General features: G+C 42.5%; 12 protein-coding genes. 8 read left to right on the top strand and 4 right to left on the bottom strand.

The window, feature by feature from the left end; translation table 11 throughout:
* Nucleotides 1-25 precede the first annotated feature (25 nt).
* Both BWI44_RS19205 and BWI44_RS19200 read right to left on the bottom strand, forming a co-directional pair.
* Entirely contained in the window at nt 26-1801 is a 1776-nt protein-coding gene (locus tag BWI44_RS19205; RefSeq protein WP_007663384.1) for a hydroxymethylglutaryl-CoA lyase-like TIM-barrel protein, read from the bottom strand.
* A gap of 306 nt (nt 1802-2107) precedes the next feature.
* On the bottom strand, nt 2108-2611 hold the full coding sequence (locus BWI44_RS19200; RefSeq protein WP_021967203.1) for an RNA polymerase sigma factor: 504 nt from the start codon (nt 2609-2611) through the stop codon (nt 2108-2110).
* A 266-nt stretch (nt 2612-2877) separates the two neighbouring features.
* On the opposite strand from BWI44_RS19200, the gene BWI44_RS19195 reads away from it, so the two are divergent.
* Nucleotides 2878-5778 carry a M16 family metallopeptidase gene (locus BWI44_RS19195; RefSeq protein ID WP_007663388.1) on the top strand — a complete coding sequence of 967 codons (2901 nt, stop codon included), beginning with the start codon at nt 2878-2880 and terminating at the stop codon, nt 5776-5778.
* A 107-nt stretch (nt 5779-5885) separates the two neighbouring features.
* Here the strand turns inward: BWI44_RS19195 and BWI44_RS19190 are convergent, their stop codons facing one another.
* Complete coding sequence (locus tag BWI44_RS19190) at nt 5886-6524, bottom strand: trimeric intracellular cation channel family protein (protein ID WP_007663390.1); 639 nt, start codon at nt 6522-6524, stop codon at nt 5886-5888.
* 121 nt (nt 6525-6645) lie between these two features.
* Here BWI44_RS19190 and BWI44_RS19185 point away from each other — a divergent pair, with 121 nt between their 5' ends.
* A complete protein-coding gene (locus tag BWI44_RS19185; RefSeq protein WP_171032143.1) occupies nt 6646-7740 on the top strand; it encodes a UDP-N-acetyl glucosamine 2-epimerase in 1095 nt (364 codons plus the stop codon).
* On the opposite strand, the gene BWI44_RS19180 is transcribed toward BWI44_RS19185, so the two are convergent.
* Nucleotides 7721-8845, bottom strand: a complete 1125-nt coding sequence (locus BWI44_RS19180; RefSeq protein WP_138291964.1) for a glycosyltransferase family protein — start codon at nt 8843-8845, stop codon at nt 7721-7723. The two genes, BWI44_RS19185 and BWI44_RS19180, sit on opposite strands and share 20 nt — an antisense overlap.
* 198 nt (nt 8846-9043) lie before the next feature.
* On the opposite strand from BWI44_RS19180, the gene BWI44_RS19175 reads away from it, so the two are divergent.
* The 6 genes from BWI44_RS19175 to BWI44_RS19150 all read left to right on the top strand — a co-directional run.
* Complete coding sequence (locus tag BWI44_RS19175; protein ID WP_195208855.1) at nt 9044-11632, top strand: DUF5686 and carboxypeptidase-like regulatory domain-containing protein; 2589 nt, start codon at nt 9044-9046, stop codon at nt 11630-11632.
* 93 nt (nt 11633-11725) lie between these two features.
* A complete protein-coding gene (locus BWI44_RS19170) occupies nt 11726-13000 on the top strand; it encodes a replication-associated recombination protein A (protein WP_195208854.1) in 1275 nt (424 codons plus the stop codon).
* A gap of 126 nt (nt 13001-13126) precedes the next feature.
* A complete protein-coding gene (locus tag BWI44_RS19165; protein WP_138291966.1) occupies nt 13127-14080 on the top strand; it encodes a D-2-hydroxyacid dehydrogenase in 954 nt (317 codons plus the stop codon).
* A 17-nt stretch (nt 14081-14097) separates the two neighbouring features.
* Nucleotides 14098-15210 (top strand): endonuclease/exonuclease/phosphatase family protein, encoded by a 1113-nt coding sequence (locus BWI44_RS19160; protein WP_138291967.1) that lies wholly within the window; start codon nt 14098-14100, stop codon nt 15208-15210.
* A 30-nt stretch (nt 15211-15240) separates the two neighbouring features.
* Nucleotides 15241-16827, top strand: coding sequence for an endonuclease/exonuclease/phosphatase family protein (locus tag BWI44_RS19155; protein ID WP_138291968.1), 1587 nt, complete (start codon nt 15241-15243; stop codon nt 16825-16827).
* Nucleotides 16828-17266: 439 nt separating this feature from the next.
* Nucleotides 17267-18169, top strand: a 903-nt coding sequence (locus tag BWI44_RS19150; RefSeq protein ID WP_286816001.1) for a transposase, incomplete at its 3' end; no start/stop codon positions are given.

Here is an 18169-nt window from a genome sequence, read left to right as displayed (position 1 = left end):
CTAATCACTTATTACTAATCACTAGTTACGCAAAGATATCGCTCCTCTGGATATAAGCGATCACATCGCCCTTATTCACAGTATCACCCTGCTTGGCACATATCTCTACGACACGTCCGGTAAATCCGGTCGGTATTTTTTCGTATTCTCCCCACGGGGTGGAAAGATAGCAGAACACTTCATCATGCTGGTATTTACGCCCGATGAACGGAGCAACAGAAGGACCTTCAACTGATACCTCCCACAGTACCTGTCCTTTATCCGGAGCAATTATCGGGTCAGCCTTAGCACGTTTCAGTTTTTTTATTTCTTCTTCTGAATATCCATTTTTCACCATGGCAGCATCCTTAGCGCGTTGTAACTCATCCTCAAAACGCTTCTTAGCAGTACCTGACTTATAGTCACGATACTGACGGTCGTGCATGGCTAACTCAAAGAGTTCTTCATCATCGTCACCATATTCCCAGTTGTTATCATCCATTTCCTTCCGGAACTCATCTAATGCATCCGGATAATTCAACTGCGGATCTGTATCTACAAACTCATAACCTTTAGACTTTGCGAGTTCTACAATCTCAGGATCCAGTTCACCTGGCAGGCGTCCGCTCTTACCCAAAATCATATCCCAGGTATGATTATCTATCATCGTCCAGCGCTCCTCACCTTTCACCAGTTGCATAACGTTCATCAACGCAACATTCTTCACATACTGGCTGAAGGGTGTCACCAGTGGTGGATAACCTAATTTAGGCCATACATATTCCACTTCGTCGAAAAGCATCACCAGTAAATCATCGATACTAAGTTCAGGTTCGTTTTTCCCTCTCAGTATCATATTTATTCCTGAATGTACCCCCTTCAGATCCGCCATCATAGAACCCATCATACCACCGGGAAGTCCACATTTCAGCAACAAAGAGGACATATGTTTATTCGTAGGATCCATGAAATAACCCAGGAAATCATCTATAAATTCCTGCGTCATGGCACGCGCTTTCATATAGGCTTTCATATTGATATCCGGTACCTGGAAACCCAGATCTTTCAACATAGCCTGCACCGAAATTACATCCGGATGTACTTTACCCCAGGACATCGGTTCCATAGCTACATCAATGATATCAGCTCCATTCTCACAGACTTCAAGAATAGATGCCATCGACAGGCCCGGCCCACTATGACCATGATATTGAATGATCACTTCCGGATGCCTCTCTTTAATTGTTTTCGTCAATCGCCCCAGCATACCCGGACGACCGATACCTGCCATGTCTTTCAGACAGATTTCGGGTGCTCCGGCTTCGATCAACTGATCAGCAACATGAGCGTAATACTCCACTGTATGTACAGGCGAATGCGTGATACACAGCGTAGCTTGCGGTATCATACCTGCTTCCAATGCATATTTTATAGATGGAATGATATTGCGCGTTTCATTCAATCCACAGAAAATACGAGTGATATCCACTCCCTGTGCATGCTTCACATGATACATCAAACGACGAACATCGGCAGGTACCGGATACATACGCAGAGCATTCAGACCACGATCCAGCATATGTGTCTGTATACCTGCTTCATTGAAAGGTTTAGTAAAAGCACGTACGGCCTTGTTGGGGTTTTCGCCATACAACAGATTCACTTGCTCAAAAGCCCCTCCGTTAGTTTCCACACGGGCAAAACACCCCATTTCGATAATCAAGGGGGCGATACGTACCAATTGGTCTACACGAGGTTGATATTTACCGGAAGATTGCCACATGTCACGGTAAACAAGACTGAATTTAATTTCTTTTTTCATCGCAGTCGGTAGTTAGCGGTTTAACATATATGGATTAGTAAGTTAACTTAATAAGTACAAATATAGGGGTTTATTCTGACATATAGTCAAAAACAAGAGCTAAATATTTATTATAAAAGTTATGTTTTATATCATATTGAAAGCAGAATTTCATTTCTTCACAATTCAAGCAGTCTTCACCAATGCTTACACATAAATATACCCAGGGCACTGCCCTGGGCTATTCGGTTAAAGCCATATAGGCTTAATTTACAGAATCACACTGTAAGAGGCTCATAGTCAAGCTCGCAGCCTAACCTGTAGTTTTTAAACAAAGTCTTTCAATTCTTGTTGTAGCCGCTGGCGGGTAAAGAATATGCGGCTTTTGACAGTTCCTAAAGGCAATCCGAGCCGATCGGCTATTTCACGATACTTGAAACCGGAAACATGCATGGAGAAGGGGACTTTATAATCACGAGGTAATGAATTGACAATGCGGTGCATCTCTTTCAAATCATAAGTTCCTTCAGCGCTTGCAAAACCGGAGTTTTGCGGCAGGTTTAAATGATAAAGGTTATCTGTCTGATCCACGAAAGTTTGTTCGCGAACAATTCTGCGGTAATTATTAATAAAGATATTCCGCATAATGGTGTACATCCACCCTTTGAAATTTGTATCGGGCATGTACTTGTCTTCGTTATCCAACGCTTTGAGTGAGGTTTCCTGCAATAAATCATTCGCCTCCTCTTTATCGGCTGTCAACTTATATGCAAAGCGAAGCAGTTCTTCTTGCACACTAATCAAATCCTTCCTAAAACTGTAGGTATTCATACTTTGCTCTTTTAAATAGTTAATAATTATTTTAAATTCACGATTGCAAGTATAGGGAAGTTTCAAGTTTCCGAGGGGTCGAGTTTTGTTTTTATTTAGGGCAAAAACTATCAAATGGCAGTTTTCACCCCCATTTTGAGAGTTTTCTGGCGGTCTTTTTAAAAAAAAGCGTATCTTTTTCCGAAGATTTCGTAAAGTGTTTGTGATTTTTTTATAGTTTTGCCTACATATAGCAAAAACACTTTATTTAAAAAACACTTTATTTTATGAGACGAATTATTAATTCCATTATTCTTCTGGCTATCATGGCTATCGCTCTGCCGTCATACGGTCAAGGGCTGAAAGCATTCAAGCTGAAGAATGGCCTTTCCGTATATATATGGGAAGACAACACCAAATCGGATGTATATGGTATTGTGGCCTGCCGAACAGGCTCAGTGAACGATCCGGCAGAATATACCGGACTGGCACACTACCTGGAGCACGTAATGTTTAAGGGTACCGACAAGATCGGGGCTCTGGACTGGGCTACCGAAAAGCCGCTTTATGATAAAATCATTGCCAAGTACGATGAAATGGCGGATGAAGCCGATCCCGTAAAGAAAGAAGCCATTGCTAAAGAAATCAATGAATTGACAGTAGAAGCCGCTAAAGTAAGTGTATCTACCGAATTCATGAATCTGATAGAAAGTATGGGTGGAAAAGGATTGAATGCCGGAACAAGTTTCGATGTGACTTATTATCACAACTCATTCCCTCCTTACCAAATCAATAAATGGTTGGAAATCTACTCACAACGTATGATTAATCCAGTATTCCGTACTTTCCAGACCGAGCTGGAAAGTGTATATGAGGAATATAACATGTACCAAGACAATCCAAGCAGCGTACAGCAAGAGTTCATCTCAAGCAAGGCATACGAAGGACATCCCTACGCACGCCCTATTATCGGATTGCCGGAACACCTGAAAAACCCACGTTTGAGTAAGTTGATCGACTATTATAACGATTGGTACACTCCGGAAAACATGGTGCTCATCCTCGTTGGTAACGTAGATGCTAAACAAATCAGCGGACGTATCAACGCTACTTTCGGACGCCTGCAAGCTAAACCGACTCCCGAACGTAAAACTTATCCCGACCTTGAAATCAAAGGCCGTAAGCAATATAATGCAAAGATCGGTTATTATCCCAATGTATGCCTCGTATATAAAGGTGTACCTTCCGGACATCCCGATGAAAAGCCTTTGGATATCGCTATGTCTCTGTTGAGCAATAACAGCAACACCGGTACACTGGACAAGCTGACCATTGACGGTGAATTGACACAAGGCTTTGCTTATTCAGACAGTCGTCGCGAACAAGGCCGTAATATCGTGCGTTGCATCCCTTTGTACGACGAAAACCAACGTCGCTTCGAATCAAATAAGAGTGCTGAAAAGAAAGCTCTGAAAGCTATTGAGAAAGTAGCTAACGGTGAATTTGAAGAATGGCAAATCAATTCTATTAAGAACAATATGTGTCGTGATTTCGACCGCAGAATGGAGTCTAACACTTACAAAGCACATATGTTGATGGATGCTTTCATCAGTGAAGAAGACCTGGGACAAGTTCTCAACTACAAAGATGAAGTAATGGCTATCACAACAGAAGATATCAAACGTGTTGCCAAGCAATACCTGACAAATGATTATCTTGCCATTTACATCGAAAAAGGAAAACTCGATAAGAGTACCAAAATTAAGAAACCGGGATATAAACCTATCGAACCTCCTGTAGGAAAACAATCACTGTATGCTACGCAATTCAAGAACATGCCAATCGGACAAGTAGATGAGAAGTTCATCAACTTCGCTGACGTACAAAGCAAACAATTGAACGACCGCTCTAAGATGTACTATACACAGAATCCGGAAAATAATGTATTCAGCTTAACACTGCGTTACGGTGTTGGTGAGCGCGAATTCCGCAAACTGGGTATCGCAGCAGACCTGATGAATAATGCAGGTATCATGGGTGCTTACGAGCCACAACAATTGAAAGAAGAGCTTGGTAAACTGAATGCTACTTGTGAAGTAAGTGCTAACAGCAACTATCTCTACATCACCATGGAAGGTTATGAAGAAACTTTGCCGCAAGCTTGCCAGCTCCTCGCCCGTCAGATTCTGATGCCGAAACTGGACGAAAAGCAGCTGAGCCGTATCAAAGGTTCCATGTTGGGTAGCCGTCAGCAACGCAAGGAAAACGTAAACGCTTTGTCCAGCGCACTTATGCAGTATATGATTTACCAGGATAAATCATCCTACATCGACGAACTGACAGACAAGGAAGTTTATGAATTACAGATTTCCGAGTTGACAGGTGACATCAACCGCGCAGCCAACTATGAAGCAGAAATCTTCTATTGCGGAACAATGCCTTTCGACAATGCTTATGAAGTTCTCAGCAAAAACCTGCCGCTGGTTGCCAACGAAAAACCGACCACTTCACCGCAGGACAAACCTATGGCTACCGTAACGGAGAACACTGTTTACTTCCTGCCGAACTCTGATGCTGAACAGGCTCAAATCTACTTCTTCATGCCAATGGAGAAATTCGACAAGAAAGATGACGTGATTCGCGATGCATTCAATCAATACTTCTCTGGTGGTTTCAATGGATTGGTATTGGATGAAATCCGTGGAAAACGTTCTATGGCTTATTCAGCCGGAGCATATATCGGTACACCTTCATTGCCTGGCAACCCGACTTATCTGTTCGGTAACATCGGTACACAGAATGATAAAGCCAACGATGCATTGGATGTATTCATGGGGTTGATTACAGACATGCCGAAGAATGCTGACCGTATAGATAACATCAAGAGCTACATGCGCCAGGAGATGCTGACTACACATCCTTCTTTCCGTAACAAAGCCGAGTATATGAGATCACTGCAACGTGTAGGCTATAACGATGATCCTACCAAAGAGAATCTGCCTAAGGTTGATGCCCTGACTTTCGATGATATCGTAAAGTTCTACGAAGAAAATGTCAAAGGTAAACCATACTGTATCGGTATCATGGGTAACCCGAAAGATATCGACGTGAAGAAGCTGGAGAAATACGGCAAAGTAGTGAAACTGAATGAAAGAAAATTGTTCAACACGAAAGACGCAATGTTCTAACAAGAATCTCCTTTAATTAAAAAGGGTATCACCTCTTCTTCCGGTGATACCCTTTTCTTTTTCCATTCGCTTTTACAATTATTCAGTTTGTTCTTGGAACAAAGTCTTTAATCCTTGTCTTTATCTTCTACTTCTGCCGCACTTCCCGAGAGAATAGGCAGACAGATATTATACTTCACAGCCAGAATACGTGTGACGAATACTGAAATACCACCTGCCACCTGACATCCATATGAATGTATCCCGATAAGATCGCACATCCAGTAAACCGTACCGCCTACTACACACGCCATAGCATAAATCTCTTTTCGGAAAATCAGTGGAATTTCATTGATAAACACATCACGAATCACACCACCTGCAGCACCTGTAATACTACCCATAATGATAGCTACCCAGAACGGATATCCCAGTGCAATGCTTTTTCCCACACCGACTACTGTGAACAGCGCCAAACCAATGCTATCGAATATAAAGAAGGTGTTATGCAAATGAATCAGATGTTTTCCAAAAAGAATCACCCACAGTAAGGCCAGTCCCGTACAAATCAAATAGATAGGATCCGTCATCCAGCCTGGAGTGACACCCAGCAATACATCACGTATCGTACCGCCACCAATGGCAGTTACAAAACCTACCACATACGCCCCGAACCAGTCGAACCGCTTTGCCGAAGCCAGCCTAATGCCACTGATGGCAAAAGCAAACGTACCTATAAAGTCGAGTATTTGAACAAATGTTGGCATAATAATCAATGATTAACGTTAAATGTTTAATGATTTATAATTGCTATTCATTAAATTTATTGGCAAAGTAACAAATAATTTCCCTAAGAAAACGTATTTTTGTCTCATCAATTTATATATAATGAAAATAACAATCGTATCGGGTGCACGCCCCAACTTCATGAAAATAGCTCCTATCACCCGGGCTATTAAAGCCGCACAGGAAGCTGGAAAGAAAATTTCATACCGTCTTATTTATACTGGACGGCAAGACGATACCAGTCTGGATGCCTCTCTGTTCTCTGATCTGGACATGAAGAAACCCGATGGTTATCTTGGAGTCAGCGGACATGACCAATCGGAAGTGACAGCTGCCATCATGCTTGCCTTCGAAAAGGAATTGAACACACATCCCGCCCAGGTAGTTCTTGTTGTAGATGACCTTACGGCCACCATGAGTTGTTCTATCGTTGCCAAGAAGCGCGGGCTGAAAGTCGCACACCTCATTGCCGGTACCCGTTCGTTCGATATGAATATGCCTCGCGAAGTGAACCGTACCATTGTAGACGCCATTTCCGACTATCTGTTTACCGCAGGTATGGTGGCTAACCGCAACCTGAATCAGGAAGGCATGATTCCCGAATACATCCACTATGTAGGTAATATTCTAATAGATACCGTCCGCTATAACCGTCACCGCCTGTTGCAACCCGTATGGTTCTCTACCATGGGATTGAAAGGACACGGCTACCTATTGCTCACTCTCAATCGTCACGAGTTGCTGAACAAAAAGAATGTGCTTAAATCTCTGATACAAACATTAGTGGATAAATCCGGAGGCATGCCCATCATTGCTCCGCTGCACCCATACGTGCAGAAGGCTATCAAGGCGCTGGAAATTCTTGCACCAAACCTACACATTCTACCGCCTCAAAGTTACCTGCACTTCGGATATCTTATCAACCATGCCAAAGGTATCATCACAGATTCCGGCAACATTGCAGAAGAAGCTACTTTCCTTGATGTTCCCTGCATCACGCTCAACTCTTATGCCGAACATCCCGAAACCTGGCGTGTAGGTACCAATGAATTAGTGAACGAAGACTCCGTTGCACTTGCCGCCGCACTTGAAACGTTGATGCATGGCGAATGGAAACACACCACGCTGCCCGACCGTTGGGACGGACGTACTGCGGAACGTATTGTGCAAACGTTGATTAATGGAGAATTAAAGTAACCTGATTGTTATATCCCATTTTCGTTAAAGCCTGTTGTCGCCATTGGAGCGCTTCAGGCATCAAAGGAGTATGATACAATTTACGGAGAGCTATAACTTGTGCTTCTTGTCCATCAGCAATTGTACACACTTCCTCAAAGCCTGGATCCGGAATCATCATCGAATTCACTAGACAATGTCCATGCCCTTTCATCAAAGAATATATCAACTTCAGTTTGATTCCTGTATTCTGGAAAGTCAGCAGTAAATGAATATGTGCAAAGACTATCAGAGAGTTCATTTCTTCCTGCAAAGGATTTGCGACAAGAGATACATTCGGAATTCTGGAAATTTTCTCCCGTAAATGCTTATCAGGATTTTTACCGGCAATAACCACCCGCATATTTATATCCAACTTAGGCAGCAAGTTGTCCAGAATATAATTAATCACTCGAACATTCTCAAGAACAGACAGATTTCCATGATATAGTATATACTTCTCATTCTCCGGACTTACATCCGTCACAGTTTCTACACTAATGTTATCAAAGAAACAAGGCAGACAATAAGTCGACACAAAAGGATATTTCTGAGTGAAATAAAGAGCATCCGTATTGGTAATAGCCAATATTTTATCAGCATACAGCAATACCCGTTCATAATGTTTCAATTTCCAAGCTTCCAAATAATAATAACATTTCCCGTACCAAGAAACACACGACTTCCCCAAAAAGTAATAATAATCATGCTCTACATTATGCATCCTCACCCATTTCTGTCTGTCTCTCAATAAAGGATTTGAGAGGAAATAACAGGTGTGCAGTCCTTCAAACAGAATTGGGGAATCATCCTCACACAAACGTTCCAGTAATAACTTACTTCTCCTACTGTAAACAATATAAGGACGAAAAGAAAACATAGAGCACCAACCTGTAAAGCGTTCATAATAATAGACGGCATCAACCACCTTAAGCAAATCAGGTTGCTCAGCCACCTCATACCTATATGTATGCAAAACAACCGAGCAGCCAGCTTCTTTCAGAGCCTTCAGTTTATAATACACATCTATCAACCCTCCATAATCAGGAGGGAACGGCACTTGAAAACTAACAACATGAAGTTTCATATATTACTCTTATAGTTAAGCTGTGACAAGATTTATTCATCCCTGCAAAGGTAACATAAAATCTAAAAAACAGCATCTTTTCCTTTACCTTGATATAAAAGAAGAGCGCATATAAACATTCCTCTTATTTCTTTAGATTATATTTACTTCTTATTTAATGGTAATTTGCTACCTTTGCAGCCTCATACTGACTTAAATATGAAACAACAATATACAACTATCATCCTTTTTCTGCTGTTACTATTTGTTGCACATAGTGCATCCGCACAGATAAAAGGTGTCGTTACCGACTCCCTAACCAACGAACCATTAATGTACATCACCGTTCAATACGAGGGGAAAGGTGTAGGTGCTATCACCAATGCCGAAGGAGAATATACAGTAGAAACCCGCAAAGGTTGGAATGAGCTTACATTCTCCGCCATCGGATATGTGACCAAGAAAGTCACACTAACTCCTAACACCAAAGTGCTGAACGTGAAGATGGCACCTGCCGACGTCATGCTCTCTGAAGTAGTGGTAAAACCTCAAAAAGAGAAATATTCCCGGAAAAACAACCCTGCCGTGGATTTCATGAGAAAAGTCATCGAAAATAAAAAAGGGCTGAAACTGGAAGCCAATGACTTCTATCAATACCAGAAATATGAAAAGATGAAGATGTCCATGAACGACGTCACTCCAGAGAAGATGGAGAAAGGTATCTATAAAAAATTCTCATTCTTCAAGGACCAGGTAGAAATATCGCCCAAGACCAACAAGATGATTCTCCCTATTTCCATCAAAGAGACGTCTTCAAAAACCATCTATCGTAAAAGTCCCAAAAGCGAAAAGACTATTATCGAAGGTATGAATTCCAGCGGTATTGAAGAGTTCTTCAACACTGGAGATATGCTGGGAACCATTCTAACCGATGTATTCTCTGACGTCAATATCTATGATGACGACATCCGCCTGTTGCAACGCCGTTTCGTCAGCCCTATCGGACGAGGCGCTATCAGTTTTTATAAGTTCTATCTTATGGATACTATTATGGTGGACCGCCAGGAGTGTGTACACCTTACTTTCGTTCCACAGAACTCGCAGGACTTTGGTTTTACAGGACATCTCTATGTCGTGAAAGACTCCACCTATGCAGTGAAGAAATGTACCATGAACCTCCCTAAAAAGACTGGAGTCAACTTCGTGGACAATCTTGATATTGTGCAGCAGTTTGAACAGATGCCGGATGGCAACTGGGTATTGACAGATGACGACATGACTGTAGAATTACAATTCGTGAAAGGTTTGCAAGGACTTGAAGTACAACGTACTACCAAGTACAGTAATTACAAATTTGAAGATATAGAGCCCCGTCTTTTCCGCCTGAAAGGTAATGTCATCAAGGAAGCCAACATGCTTAACAAGAGCGATGAATACTGGGCTTCAGTACGCCAGGTTCCCCTCACCAAAAAGGAGAGTAACATGGACGTATTCATGAATCGCATTGAACAGATTCCAGGCTTCAAGTATGTTATCTTCGGTGCAAAAGCCCTGATAGAGAACTTTGTAGAAACAGGAAGCAAAAAGCACCCCAGCAAGTTCGATTTCGGTCCTATCAATACCAGTATCACAAGTAATTATGTAAACGGTACACGTTTCCGCCTCAGTGGTATGACTACCGGTAACTTCGACCCACACTGGAGTTTCAGCGGATATGGTGCTTATGGTACAAAAGATAAGAAATGGTTCTATAAAGGTCAGGCAGCTTACTCATTTAATAAGCGTGAGTATGTGTTATGGGAATTCCCAAAACATTATATCGCTTTCGATTACAGCTACGATGTCATGTCTCCGATGGACAAATACCTCTCAACAGATAAGGACAATATGTTTGTAGGCTGGAAGTGGACAAAGGTAGACCAAATGTCATATATGCGTGATGCTACCCTGACGTATGAGTTGGAAACGAATGCCGGTTTCTCCATCAAAGCTATGGCACGTCACCGCAATGACGAACCTGCCGGCGGTGTATTGCAATATTGGAAGAACGACGGCAACATAGCTGGTTCATGGGATGACACAAATACATTCGTCAAAGATATCACTACAACCGAGCTTGGCGTTACCCTACGTTATGCTCCGGGGGAAACATTTGTCAATACGAAGCAACGTCGTGTTCCGGTGTCTCTGGATGCCCCGATCTTCTCTCTTTCCCATACCATTGGTCTGAAAGGTGTGCTGGGTGGCGAATATAACTTCAATCTTACTGAAGCCAGTATCCGCAAACGTTTCTGGTTTGGCTCCTGGGGTAAACTAGACATCACCGCCCGTGCCGGTGCCCAATGGAATACAGTACCGTTCCCTTTACTGAACCTGCCCATGGCAAACCTTTCATATATCACCCAGCACAATGAGTCTTTCAGCCTTATCAACAATATGGAATTCCTGAATGACCGTTATGCCTCTCTTGCCATCACTTATGATATGAACGGGAAGCTATTCAATCGTATTCCCCTCATTAAAAAGCTGAAATGGCGCGAAACTTTCCGTATCCGTGGCATATACGGAACACTTACGGATAAAAATAACCCATATAAGAGCCACAATGACGAATTGTTCCTCTTCCCTATGCGCGACGGTATACCTACCAGCCATGTAATGGGTAGTACTCCTTATCTGGAAGCCAGCGTAGGTATCTACAACATTTTCAAACTGTTGCATATCGAATATGTACGCCGCCTCACTTACACGGATATTCCAGGTGTAAAGAAAGGAGGCATACGCTTTATGATATTAATGATATTCTAAATAATGATGAATTATAAATTCATGAATTAGACTACGCTATAGTTACCGCATGGTCATTCATAATTTATAATTCTTAATTCATAATTAAATCACATGACTCCCTTAGCAGAAAGGCTTCGTCCTAAAACTTTAGATGAGTACATCGGTCAGAAACATTTAGTAGGACCAGGTGCAATACTACGTAAGATGATTGATGCGGGACGTATCTCTTCATTTATTTTGTGGGGACCTCCGGGTGTAGGAAAAACCACACTGGCACAGATCATTGCCAATAAACTGGAAACTCCATTCTATACATTGAGTGCCGTTACCAGTGGTGTGAAAGATGTACGCGAAGTGATAGAACGCGCCAAGAGCAACCGCTTCTTCTCACAAGGCAGCCCCATACTGTTTATTGATGAAATCCACCGTTTCAGTAAATCGCAACAAGATTCTTTGCTTGGTGCAGTGGAACAAGGTACAGTGACATTGATAGGTGCCACTACAGAAAATCCCTCTTTTGAGGTAATCCGCCCACTGCTGTCACGATGCCAACTCTATGTACTGAAGTCTTTGGAGAAAGAAGACCTCATGGAATTACTGCAACGTGCCGTCACCACCGACCATATTCTGAAAGAGCGTAAAATCGAACTGAAAGAAACGACTGCCATGCTCCGCTATAGTGGTGGAGATGCGCGTAAACTGCTTAATATTCTGGACCTTGTAGTTTCTTCCGAAGCCAATGATCCGGTGGTCATTACTGATGAGATAGTTACCGAACGTCTGCAACAAAATCCTCTGGCTTACGATAAGGATGGAGAAATGCATTATGATATCATATCTGCTTTCATTAAGTCTATTCGTGGTAGTGATCCCGATGGTGCCGTATATTGGCTCGCCCGTATGGTAGAAGCCGGGGAAGATCCTGCCTTTATTGCCCGCCGACTCGTTATTTCCGCATCGGAAGACATCGGACTGGCAAATCCAAATGCTATGCTGATTGCCAATGCCTGTTTTGATGCTGTAATGAAAGTGGGCTGGCCCGAAGGACGTATTCCACTAGCAGAGGCTACTATTTATCTTGCTACAAGCCCGAAGAGTAATTCTGCCTACATGGCCATCAACAATGCCTTGGAACTTGTACGGGAAACGGGCAATCTACCCGTTCCGTTGCATCTGCGTAATGCACCTACCAAATTAATGAAACAATTAGGTTACGGAGACAATTATAAGTATTCCCATGACTATCCAGGTCATTTCGTGAAACAGCAATTCATGCCCGATGAACTGAAAAAACGTCGCCTTTGGGAAGCACAAGACAATGCTGCCGAGCAGAAACATGCAGAACGCATGAAAGCATTATGGGGCGAGGATGAATTTAAGAAATAATCCTTACTTAATATATCCCATACTACTTCTTCCAACAAACACACCGACCACAACAAAATATACCATTATAAGCATAATCCTAAATCTTTTCCCTAAATTTGCGTACTCACTTTAAACATAAACAAAATGAGAACTGTAGTATTAGACGGTTACACCGCAAATCCCGGTGATCTTTGCTGGGATAAGTTGAAAGAGTTGGGCGAATGCGTAATTTATGACCGTACCGCCCCCGCTGAAGTACTGGAACGTGCTGCCGGTGCAGAAGCCCTCCTCACCAATAAAGTAGTGATCAACAGCGAAATGATGGCTGCCCTGCCCGATCTGAAATATATCGGCGTGCTGGCTACAGGCTACAACGTAGTAGACATAGCTGCCGCCCGTGAACGAGGTATCATTGTCACCAACATTCCTGCATATAGCACTCCCTCCGTAGGACAAATGGTATTTGCTCACATACTGAATATCACTCAGCAAGTACGCCATTACTCTGAAGAGGTCAGCAGAGGAGACTGGAGCAAGAGCCCCGATTTTTGTTTCTACAATACTCCACTCATTGAACTACTTGGCAAAAAAATAGGAATCGTCGGTCTGGGGCAAACTGGGTATAACACTGCTCGTATAGCCATCGGCTTCGGAATGAAGGTATGGGCCTATACTTCTAAATCGCGTCTGCAACTCCCACCCGAAATCAGAAAAGCAGATCTCGACCAATTATTTCACGAATGTGACATCGTCAGCCTGCACTGTCCGCTGAACGACAGTACTCGCGAAATGGTCAATGCCAGCCGTCTCTCTTTAATGAAACCTACCTCCATCATTATCAATACCGGGCGTGGGCCACTCATTAATGAACAAGATCTCGCCAATGCCTTGAACACCGGACAAATATATGCCGCCGGACTGGATGTTCTTTCCGAAGAACCACCTCGTCCGGACAACCCGCTATTGACTGCACGGAATTGCTTCATCACTCCACACATCGCCTGGGCCAACTTTGAAGCACGCCAAAGGCTGATACATATAGCAGTCAGTAACCTGAAAGCATACGCGGAAGGAAAACCGGTAAATATTATAAAATAACATTCCTTTCAATAAACATGGGAAAATCTGAAATTCACAGTCTCTTCCGCAGTATTCCGGTGATCCTGACAGTCATTCTGGCTACTGTTACTATTATCTCCGCCTTTTCCGGGAACTTTGATCCTGCTAATTCCAAATATATGCCTGTGTTGGGATTAGCTCTTCCAGTATTGCTGATATGCAATCTACTGGTTGCTATCTGTTGGGCATTAGCCCGCAGTCGCTGGATCCTCATCCCTTTTGCGGCATTGGCTTTCAACTACGGTTATATACTTTCCGTTTTTCAATTCAATTTCACAAAAAAAATCCCTGAAGGACATTACAGTAGTAACTATGCCGATGGATATTTGAAAGTAGCCACTTATAATGTCGGCAATTTTGGAACTGAGATTACTGGCTACTCCTGCAAAGAGATTGCCCGCTACATGAAACAGCAAGAAGTAGATGTACTCTGCTTCCAGGAATTCGGCGACAATCAGCACTTTCCGATGGACAGCATCCGCAATGTATTTTCCCACTGGCGATATGCCCTGATACCCACTGAAGACTCCATCAGCGGAGTGCTCCCTATCGCCATATTCAGCCGTTACCCACTCATCAATCCCCGGTTTATTTCTTATCCGCAAAGTGCCAACTGCAGCATGCAGTGCGACATCATATTAGGAAGAGACACTGTCCGTCTGCTCAACAACCACTTGCAGACTACCAGTGTCAATCAAAACCGTCGGAAATGGGAACGTGGTCTTAACAATACAAATGACACCCGTCGTGAAGTGGAAGTTGTACAAGGTGCTATCAACACTTTACACGACAACTTTGTGAAGCGTGCCGAACAGACTGACAGTATCCGCCAGTTGGCCCTTGCCAGTCCTTACTCCGTAGTGGTGTGCGGTGACTTCAACTCTTTGCCGTCTTCCTACACCTATGCGGAATTAAGTGATATACTTAAAGACGGGTTCCGCACCAGTGGACGGGGTTACATGTATACCTTCCGCTACTTCAAACGTTTGTTGCGTATCGACTATATTTTCCATTCACCCGCCATTCAGGGATACCGTTACTACTCGCCTGATCTGGACTTATGCAGTGACCACAACCCGGTACTGATGGAAATGAAAATAAAGAAATAAATCTAAATCATTCATCTAAAACATTTGCTTATGAAAAGACAACTACTCCTATTTATTCATTTATTACCTGCATTGCTGTTTGCACAGCAAGAAGTTATCTTCCCTGATGATTTTAAAACGAACGCTTTAGATGGGAAAGAAGTGACTATTACTAATACACTGACGCTGACAAACAATTACAGCTATGCCTACGGTTCAATCACTCTTTCTGAGGGTCCGCTATGGACTCCCACAGAAAAGAATCTACCCGGTGTAGAGATGTTCAATCAAAAGAATAAAGAGAATCAAGATAATCAGATCACTGTAAAGCAAGGAGTTTACTCATTCACTGATGCAAATGGTACCTGTCGTATCGGACAGACCGTAGCAAAACTGACCGGAACCGCCAGTTACAGTAATGGTAAATACACCATTACGCTAACAAAGAAACCGGAGTTTCAAGGTAATGAACGTCCCACAACCTGTAACATTGAAGAAGATTATAATCTGAAAGTTGTTAGTTTTAATGTCGAGAACTACAAAGGAGCTAATGACGTACAACGAACCAAGATAGTAGCTGCACTGAAAGCCATGGATGCCGATATCTATGCCCTACTTGAAGTTTTCGGAAACTCTTCTCTGAACGATCTCTGCACTGCATTGAACACCGCCTGTCAAACAAACCAATATAAATACATTGAGAATTCAACAGCTAATCAAGGCATGGCCTGCTTCATTTATAACAGTAATACAGTAATTCCTTTCAAAGAGCTTCAAAAAAACAGATTGGCAGACAACGGATATCTGCCAGACCGAAAGATAGCACAGGCTTTTGATCTCAAGGCTAATAATGAGCGTTTTATCGTTTGCTTAAATCACTGGAAAGCAAAAGATAATAGCTATAATAAACCAGATGAATATGCCGATACAGGTGATGGTCAAGGTAGTCATGTTCTACGCCGTGTGCACGAAGCTGAAGCTACTCTTGAATTTATCAAAACTGTTACTGCCTATTTTGAAGATGAAGATGTCCTCATAGTTGGTGACTTAAACTCATACTCCAAAGAAGACCCCATCCGAGTACTGGAAGAAGGCGAATTGATAAATGAACTTCAAAAATATGCACCTAATGAATACAGCTATGCCTTTTTTAGCAACAATAGCTACGCAACCGGTTATTTAGACCATAGTTTTGCTACTGCTACATTGGATGCTCAAATACGTTATGCTCATCCTTTTCATATCAATGCCGATGAGCCTGATGCACTTAAAATTGGAGGTAAACCGCAAGAAGACAATATGTACCGCTGCTCCGACCATAATCCTATCGTTACTTTCATAAAGCTGGGTACTACTACAGGTATTGAATCCCCTACCCTTTCGCGCCCTGATATTGAGTTGATTGGTGATCCACGCAGTGGTTACCTTACTTTGGTGAGTAATACCGACTTTGTACTCATCCGTGCCGAAATTGTCAATATTGGCGGACAAATCATTGCTGCATATGATACCAACAACACCGGAAATACGGAAAAGCACTTCACACTGCCTGTCAAAAACCTTGCGAGTGGCTTCTATCTAGTACGTGCCTACGATGCACAAAACAGATGCACGACATATAAGGTAGTACTTCCCTAAAACTTGACTAAGTGCCCGCAGCACAAACTTAGAAAGCGGTCATATCTTTTTATGCCATACTTTATCCTTCCATATGCCACAATTGTACATCTATGCCATTGATAGTAACGAGATGTGGCATATGGAAGGATAAAGCACAACATAAAAGATACCTATAACAACAACGATATCCACCGCAAATATGAGTATAAAAAATGGATTACCCTAAAACTCGAATGTAGGATGTCGATATTTGAATCCAGAGATCAAGTCGATAAAGCGAAGAAAAGAATACCCATACCTTGAAGTGAAGGGGAAAAGTAATAGAGGTAAGAGAAAAATATGAGGTTGTGTCAAAACTCTGGCACAACCTTTTTTATGCACAAAGCCCAGACTTTCGCAAGCCCGGGCTTTGCTATTACCCAAAGTTTTTGTATCTTTAGGCATAAAGTATTTCGTTATGGCAAAGTTACATTTTCGTCCTTACATTCCCAACCATACCGTTCTTTTTCCTCAAAGAATTGATGAAAACATTGCGTCGAACGACCCGGTTCGCATAGTTAACACAGTTGTTGATACTCTCGATCTTGAAGGTTTCAATAAACTTTATAAAGAAACCGGCCGCTGTCCTTATCATCCTAAAATGATGCTTAAGGTAATTATCTACGCCTACATGAATAATATCTATTCGTGCCGTAAAATAGAGAAGCTTCTCTTGCGTGACATTCATTATATCTGGCTTGCCGGTAATGAGCATCCGGATTTTATCACCATCAATCGTTTTCGTAACCGTGTAAAGGAGGAGATAAATAATGTATTCACCCAGTTAGTTCTTGTCCTTGCCGACAAAGGTTTCATCAGTCGTGAGGTGGAGTATATCGACGGCACTAAGATTGAATCCAAAGCCAACAAATATACTTTTGTCTGGCGCAAGAGTGTTGAAAAGCACCGCACGAAGTTGCTGGACAAGATTCGTATCCTTCTGGAACAGGTGGACGAAGCCATTGCACAAGAGAACTCCGTAAAAGACACACCCGCCCAATTCACTCCCGCCATGCTCTCTGACATAGTGGATGAACTTAAAGAAGTCCTAGAACACCAGCCTGCGACAAAGGATAAGGAACAAAAGAAAGCCCTGCGCGAAAAGAAGAAACAGCTCAAGGAACTTGAAGGGTATCGTGACAAGCTGATGGAATACGACAATCATCTTGACACTCTTGGAGAACGTAATTCCTATTCCAAGACTGATCCTGATGCCACATTCATGCGTATGAAAGAAGACGCCATGAAGAACGGGCAGACCAAGCCCGGATATAATTTGCAAATAGGTACTGAAAAACAATTTCTCATAGACTTCCGACTG

Origin of the sequence: Bacteroides sp. Phil13 (genome assembly GCF_001940965.1) — a bacterium.
GTDB lineage: Bacteria > Bacteroidota > Bacteroidia > Bacteroidales > Bacteroidaceae > Bacteroides > Bacteroides intestinalis.
This window is presented reverse-complemented; position numbering and strand designations above follow the sequence as displayed.